General features: G+C 60.7%; 6 protein-coding genes and 1 pseudogene. 5 read left to right on the top strand and 2 right to left on the bottom strand.

The features are described 5' to 3' along the window. Entirely contained in the window at positions 1–1,275 is a 1,275-nt protein-coding gene (locus tag PMI28_RS27765) for a uracil-xanthine permease family protein (protein WP_007981342.1), read from the top strand. Positions 1,276–1,416: 141 nt separating this feature from the next. Here the strand turns inward: PMI28_RS27765 and hemH are convergent, their stop codons facing one another. Both hemH and PMI28_RS27755 read right to left on the bottom strand, forming a co-directional pair. Beyond that, positions 1,417–2,439 (bottom strand): ferrochelatase, encoded by a 1,023-nt coding sequence (gene hemH / locus PMI28_RS27760; protein WP_007981344.1) that lies wholly within the window; start codon positions 2,437–2,439, stop codon positions 1,417–1,419. A 13-nt stretch (positions 2,440–2,452) separates the two neighbouring features. Beyond that, complete coding sequence (locus PMI28_RS27755) at positions 2,453–3,355, bottom strand: TIGR01777 family oxidoreductase (protein ID WP_007981346.1); 903 nt, start codon at positions 3,353–3,355, stop codon at positions 2,453–2,455. Positions 3,356–3,551: 196 nt separating this feature from the next. Here PMI28_RS27755 and PMI28_RS27750 point away from each other — a divergent pair, with 196 nt between their 5' ends. From PMI28_RS27750 to PMI28_RS27735, 4 genes and pseudogenes are all read left to right on the top strand, one after another. Beyond that, complete coding sequence (locus tag PMI28_RS27750; protein ID WP_007981348.1) at positions 3,552–4,538, top strand: NAD(P)/FAD-dependent oxidoreductase; 987 nt, start codon at positions 3,552–3,554, stop codon at positions 4,536–4,538. A 207-nt stretch (positions 4,539–4,745) separates the two neighbouring features. Further along, a pseudogene (locus PMI28_RS27745) lies at positions 4,746–5,279 on the top strand (YbgA family protein); the annotation flags it as partial. Continuing rightward, on the top strand, positions 5,279–6,220 hold the full coding sequence (locus PMI28_RS27740; protein ID WP_007981351.1) for a MerR family transcriptional regulator: 942 nt from the start codon (positions 5,279–5,281) through the stop codon (positions 6,218–6,220). The pseudogene PMI28_RS27745 and the gene PMI28_RS27740, both read left to right, overlap by 1 nt. Positions 6,221–6,241: 21 nt before the next feature. Next, positions 6,242–6,863: deoxyribodipyrimidine photo-lyase (locus PMI28_RS27735; protein ID WP_007981353.1), on the top strand; the 622-nt coding region annotated here is incomplete at its 3' end.

A 6,863-nucleotide genomic window follows, 5' to 3' on the forward strand; every position in this document is an offset into this window, starting at 1 on the left:
ATGCAGGATGAGTTCAACGATCCGCTCTGGCGCACGGTGCTGTCGGGTGCACAGATGCTGTTCGTGGCCTTCGGCGCCCTGGTGTTGATGCCGCTGATTACCGGTCTCGACCCGAACGTGGCGCTGTTCACGGCCGGCCTGGGGACGATCCTGTTCCAGATCGTCACCGGGCGTCAGGTGCCGGTGTTCCTGGCATCGAGCTTTGCCTTCATCACCCCGATCATTCTCGCCAAGGGCCAGTTCGGCCTGGCCGCGACCATGGGCGGCGTGATGGCGGCGGGTTTCGTCTACACCTTCCTCGGCCTCGCGGTGAAGATCAAAGGCACCGGTTTCATCGACCGCCTGCTGCCGCCGGTGGTCATCGGGCCGGTGATTATTTCCATTGGCCTGGCCATGGCGCCGATTGCCGCCAACATGGCCATGGGCAAGGCCGGCGATGGCAGCGAGCTGATTCATTACCAGACGGCGATGATGATCTCGATGCCCGCGCTGCTGACCACCCTGATCGTCGCGGTATTCGGCAAGGGCATCTTCCGCCTGGTGCCGATCATCTCTGGTGTGCTGGTCGGTTTCGGCATGTCGTTCTACTTCGGCGTGGTTGATACCGCGAAGATTGCTGCGGCACCGTGGTTCGCGATTCCGAACTTCACGGCACCGGAATTCAACTGGCAGGCGATTCTGTTCATCGTTCCGGTGGCCCTGGCCCCGGCCATCGAACACATCGGCGGCGTGATTGCCGTGGGTAGCGTGACCGGTCGCGATTACCTGAAGAAGCCCGGCCTGCACCGCACCTTGCTCGGCGACGGCATTGCCACCACGGCGGCCGGCCTGTTCGGCGGCCCGCCCAACACCACCTACGCCGAAGTGACCGGCGCGGTCATGCTGACCAAGAACTACAACCCGAAAATCATGACCTGGGCGGCAATCTTCGCCATCAGCCTGGCGTTCATCGGCAAGTTCGGCGCACTGCTGCAAAGCATTCCGGTGCCGGTGATGGGCGGGATTCTCTGCCTGTTGTTCGGTTCGATTGCGGCGGTAGGGATGAACACGCTGATTCGCCACAAGATCGATCTGGGCGAGGCGCGCAATCTGGTGATTGTTTCGGTGACTCTGGTGTTCGGGATCGGCGGCGTGCTGATCGGCACCGGCACCGGGCCGGACGATTTCGGCCTCAAGGGCATCGCGCTGTGTGCGGTGGTGGCGATTGGCTTGAACCTGATCCTGCCGGGCAATGACAGCTGGAAGCACAAGAAGGCGAATGAGCCGCTGATCTAAAGCCTCACGCGATTCACTTGTGGCGAGGGAGCTTGCTCCCGCTGGGTTGCGAAGCGACCCCAATTTTTTGCAGCCAATGCAAATTTTGTGAGTGCTGCGCACTCAAGCGGGAGCAAGCTCCCTCGCCACAGTTCGCATTTCCTACAAAAGCATCGGCGCGCGCTCGCACAACGCACTCAACGCCCGCGCCCAGTGCGGATCATCGTTGAGACACGGCACCAGCACCAACTCTTCGCCCCCCGCCTCGCGGAATTGTTCTTTGCCGCGATCACCGATCTCTTCCAGTGTCTCGATGCAATCGGCAACGAATGCCGGGCACATCACCAGAATCTTTTTTACGCCGCTTTTGGCCAGTTCATCGAGGCGCGCTTCAGTGTAGGGTTCGATCCATTTGGCACGCCCCAAACGCGACTGGAACGACACCGACCACTTGCCCTCCGGCAGCCCCATGCGCCTGGCAAACTCTGCGGCCGTACGCAGGCATTGACCGCGATAACAGGTAGCGACCACCTCAGGAGGCGCGCCAGCGCAGCAATCACCGCCGCCCTCGAAGCTGTGACCTGGATTGAGCTTCTTCAGATGCCGTTCCGGCAAGCCGTGAAAACTCATCAGCAAATGATCGAAATCCTGCTCCAGATAGGGCTTGGTCGTGGCCACCAGCGCATCGAGGTATTCAGGTTGATCGTAGAACGGCTGGAGCACCGACAACTGCACGTCGAGGTTTTTGTCACGCACGACACGTTTGGCTTCTTCTATGACCGTGGTGGTGGTGCTGTCGGCAAACTGTGGATAAAGCGGTGCCAGGGTTATCCGCTTGTGCCCCGCCGCAGCCATGCGAACCAGCGTCGATTCGATCGACGGCTCGCCGTAGCGCATCGCCAACTCCACCGGGCCTTGCTGCCAGTGGTCGCTCATGGCTTGTTGCAGGCGACGGCTGAGCACCACCAGCGGCGAGCCCTCGTCCCACCAGATCGAAGCATATGCATGGGCCGACTGCTCGGGACGCTTGATCAGGATCAGCGACACCAGCAGGCGTCGCACCGGCCATGGCAGGTCGATCACATACGGGTCCATCAGAAATTGATTGAGGTAGCTGCGCACATCTGCCACCGAGGTGGATGCAGGTGAACCCAGGTTGACCAGAAGCAACGCGTGATCGGTCATGCAACGTCCTATTTCAAAGGCGACCGGACAGATCGTCCAGAGCCGCGCGCAAATCCGTGAACTGAAAAGTGAAACCGGCCTGTAACAAACGCACCGGAGTGGCGCGCTGGCCGCCCAGCAACAGCAAGGACAACTCGCCCAAAGCCACCTTCAATGCAAAGGCCGGCATCGGCATGAAGACCGGGCGATGCAGCACGCTACCCAACGCCTGGGCAAACTCGCGGTTGCGCACCGGTTTGGGTGCGCACGCATTATAGGGACCGCTGGCCTCGTTGCGATGCAGAAGAAAATCAATCAGGGCGATTTGATCGTTGATATGAATCCACGGCATCCACTGCCGGCCGTTGCCGATCGCCCCTCCCAGGCCCAGTTTGAACGGCAGTAACAGCCGCGACAAAAAGCCGCCCTCCGCCGACAGCACCAACCCGGTACGGATGAGGATGACGCGAATGCCCAGCGCTTCAGCCCGCAGTGCAGTCTCCTCCCAGGCGATGCATAACTGGCTGGCGAAATCTTCACTGACCGGCCCCGAGTTCTCGGTCAGTTCGCGCTCGCCACCGTCGCCATACCAGCCGACAGCCGACCCCGAAATCAAAACCCGTGGTTTCTGCTCGCGATTTTCGAGCCAGGCCAACAGGGTTTCAGTGAGCGTGATGCGGCTGCCCCACAACAAGGCTTTACGCTTGTGCGTCCAGGGCCGGTCGGCAATCGGCGCTCCGGCAAGGTTAACGATCGCATCCACCGGCTCCTGCCCAAAATCCTCCAGCCGGGCAACTCCACGCGCTTGGGCACCACATATTTTCGCGACTTTTTCAGGCTTGCGACTCCAGACTGTCAGGCGATGTCCCTGGCCCAACCAGTGCCGGCAGAGCTGACGTCCTATCAAACCAGTACCGCCGGTCAGCAATATGTGCATGACTTCTTCCTCGCGTGGCGTTTTACCTTGTCCATTAGTCTATTTTTATAAGCAGGGATCTTTGGTATCGAGCAGGCTCTGTGTTTAACAATAGGCCAAGCTGTCAGAACGAGAACGCTAAAAGTTATACCAAAAAACAACATTGTACAGGTTTGAACCCCGGCGTAGTCTGTACAGAAAGGCAAACGAGGCCCCTATGACTGTACCTATCGCGATCATTGGCACCGGCATCGCCGGACTCTCCGCCGCCCAGGCCCTGACTGACCTCGGGCATGTGGTTCAACTGTTCGATAAAAGCCGCGGCAGCGGCGGGCGCATGTCGAGCAAGCGCAGCGATGCGGGTGCTCTGGACATGGGCGCGCAGTATTTCACCGCCCGTGACCGGCGTTTTGTCAACGAAGTCCAGCGCTGGCAAGCCAAGGGCTGGGTCGCCGAGTGGACGCCGCAGCTGTACACCTACCATGGCGGCCAGCTCAACCTGTCGCCGGACGAGCAAACCCGTTGGGTCGGCACGCCGCGCATGAGCGCCATCACCCGCGCCCTGCTCGGTGACCTTGAAGTGCATTTCGCCTGCCGGATCACCGAGGTCTATCGCGGCGAAGAACACTGGCACCTGCAGGACGCCGAGGGCTTCACCCACGGACCGTTCAGCCACGTGGTCATCGCCACGCCGGCCCCACAGGCCACGGCTTTGCTGGCATCAGCGCCGAAACTCGCCGGGGCCGCTGCCGGGGTGAAAATGGACCCGACCTGGGCCATCGCCCTGGCCTTCGAAACTCCTCTGGAAACGCCCATGGAAGGCTGCTTCGTACAGGACAGCCCACTCGACTGGCTGGCCCGCAACCGCAGCAAACCCGGGCGCGACAACACCCTCGACACTTGGGTACTGCACGCTACCAGCACCTGGAGTCGCCAGCACATCGACCTGCCCAAGGAGGCTGTGATCGAGCAACTGCATGGTGCCTTCGCCGAACTGCTGCACGATTCGATGCCCGCACCGAGCTTCAGCCTCGCCCACCGCTGGCTCTATGCCCGCCCCGCCAACAGTCACGAATGGGGCACTCTGGCCGATGCCGACCTGGGGCTGTACGCCTGCGGCGACTGGTGCCTGTCCGGACGCGTCGAAGGGGCCTGGCTCAGCGGTCAGGAAGCCGCCCGCCGCTTGCACGAACACCTGCAGTAAAGGGCATCAACCCGAGCACATCGCTGCTGTCGCCATGGACAGCAGCCCGCCAAAAAAACTTATACACAACATTTGACTTGTACAACTTCGAATCTATGATGAAGTTATCTTGTACGGACTCGATCGTCTGTACAGATTCAGATTCGAGGTGCTCCGATGCCCCACGCCCCCACCAAACAGAAAATCGCCATCAACGCCGGCCCGCCGCACCCGGACTTGCCGGTGGAGGAAGACGGCCGACTCAATGATCCGGTGCTGCGGGAAAATTTCCTAACCCGCATGTACGCCTACAGCGCCTGGCAGCAGCTATGCCAGGAAGGCCTGACCCGGCGCGCGCTCACGGACTTTCACTCGCGCTACAAATACCTGCTGATGGCCCATAACCCGGTGCAGTACAAAACCCTGGGCCACCTGCTCGGCAACATGGGCCATACCGATCCGCAGGAACTTGGCCCCCGCTATTTCAGCGAATTGATGTCGGCGCTGAAAAAATGCCCCACCCGTCGCACTCACACCAACGCCCTGCAACACCTCAGTGGCTACCTGAAACAGGCCATCAGCGGCGAAGAAAAGCAGAAAGTGCAACACGTGATCAGCCAATACCGCCTGGGCATCGTGCCGCTGGCGGTGCCGCTGACGCTGCTCAATCATCACTTTCACCAACACCCCGATCCGTACATCGCACAGCAGGTCTATCTGCAACCGCACCCGGAAAACCTCAGCCTGCGAAACGCCATCTGATGAAAAAGGCACTCGACACCAGCGCCCGCGAAGACCTCGGCGGCGACGTTGAAAAGGCGCTGGACGAAGGCTGGCTGCCGATTCGCGAAGTGGCGCGGCTAACCGGCGTCAATGCCGTGACCCTGCGCGCCTGGGAGCGGCGCTACGGCCTGATCGTGCCGCAACGCACACTCAAGGGGCACCGGTTGTTTTCGGCCGACCATATACAACGCATCCATACCATCCTTACCTGGCTCAACCGTGGCGTTGCCGTCAGCCAGGTCAAACAATTGCTCGATGCGCCGCAAACCTTCAACGAGTCCGTCGACAACGATTGGCACACCTTGCTGCAAGTATTGCTGAACGCTGTCAGCGGATTGCAGGAGCGCGCCCTGGATGACAGCGTCAATCAGGCGATGGCGCTGTATCCGCCGCGGACCCTGTGCAAACAATTGCTGATGCCCTTGCTGGCCGCTCTGGAGTACCGCTGGCAAGGTCAGTTCGGGGCGCAGATGGAGCACGGCTTTTTTTGTGCCTGGCTGCGCAGCAAATTTGGCGCCCGCATCTACCATAACAATCGTCAGTTGCGCACCGCGCCGCTGCTGTTGATCAACCACTCGGACCTGCCCGTGGAACCGCACCTGTGGCTCACGGCCTGGCTGATCAGCAGCGCCGATTGCCCGGTGGAGGTCTTCGACTGGCCGCTGCCTGTCGGCGAACTGGCATTGGCGGTTGAACTTCTGCAACCCCGTGGGGTTCTGCTGTACTCAAGCAAAGCCCTGAACCTGACGCAACTGCCGAAACTTTTCAAAGGCGTCAGTTGCCCAAAAATGATTGCCGGACCAACGGTACGCATCCACCACGCCGAGTTGTCCGCAAGTACTACCGAGATCGCTGATTTGTACCTGGCCGAAGATCCGTTGTCGGCACATCAGGCACTCGTTCAGCGCGGGCTGATTTAAATGAATCGCGTGGATACCAAAATGCATTTGATCTGGCTGCGCAGCGACTTGCGTCTACATGACAACACCGCCCTCTCGGCCGCTGCGGCTCGCGGCCCGTGCATGGCGGTGTATCTGCTGAGCCCGGGACAATGGCTGGAACACGACGATGCGCCCTGCAAAGTGGACTTCTGGCTACGCAACCTGCGTGAGTTGAGCCGCGAACTGGGGCAACTGAACATTCCCCTGCTGATCCGCCAGGCACCTCGCTGGGATGACGCGCCAATGGTTTTGCTGAACCTGTGCCGACAGTGGCAGGTCGACGCGCTGTACCTCAACGAGGAGTACGGCATCCACGAATCCCGTCGCGATGCTGCAGTCACCCGGACGCTAAGGGCCGAAGGCATCGAAGTTCGCCGCTATCTCGATCAATTGCTGTTCCAGCCCGGTAGCGTGCTGACCCGATCCGGTACTTACTTTCAGGTTTTCAGCCAGTTCCGCAAAGTCTGCTACGAACGACTGCACCACTCGTTACCCTGTCTGGTACGCGCGCCGCTGAAACAAGCGCCGCTGAACATTGCCAGCGATGCAATTCCCTCGAGTGTCGACGGTTTCGCAACGCCCGCTGACCACCTGCGCAGCCTGTGGCCGGCGGGGGAAGCCT

This window comes from Pseudomonas sp. GM48, from assembly GCF_000282335.1.
Classification (GTDB): domain Bacteria; phylum Pseudomonadota; class Gammaproteobacteria; order Pseudomonadales; family Pseudomonadaceae; genus Aquipseudomonas.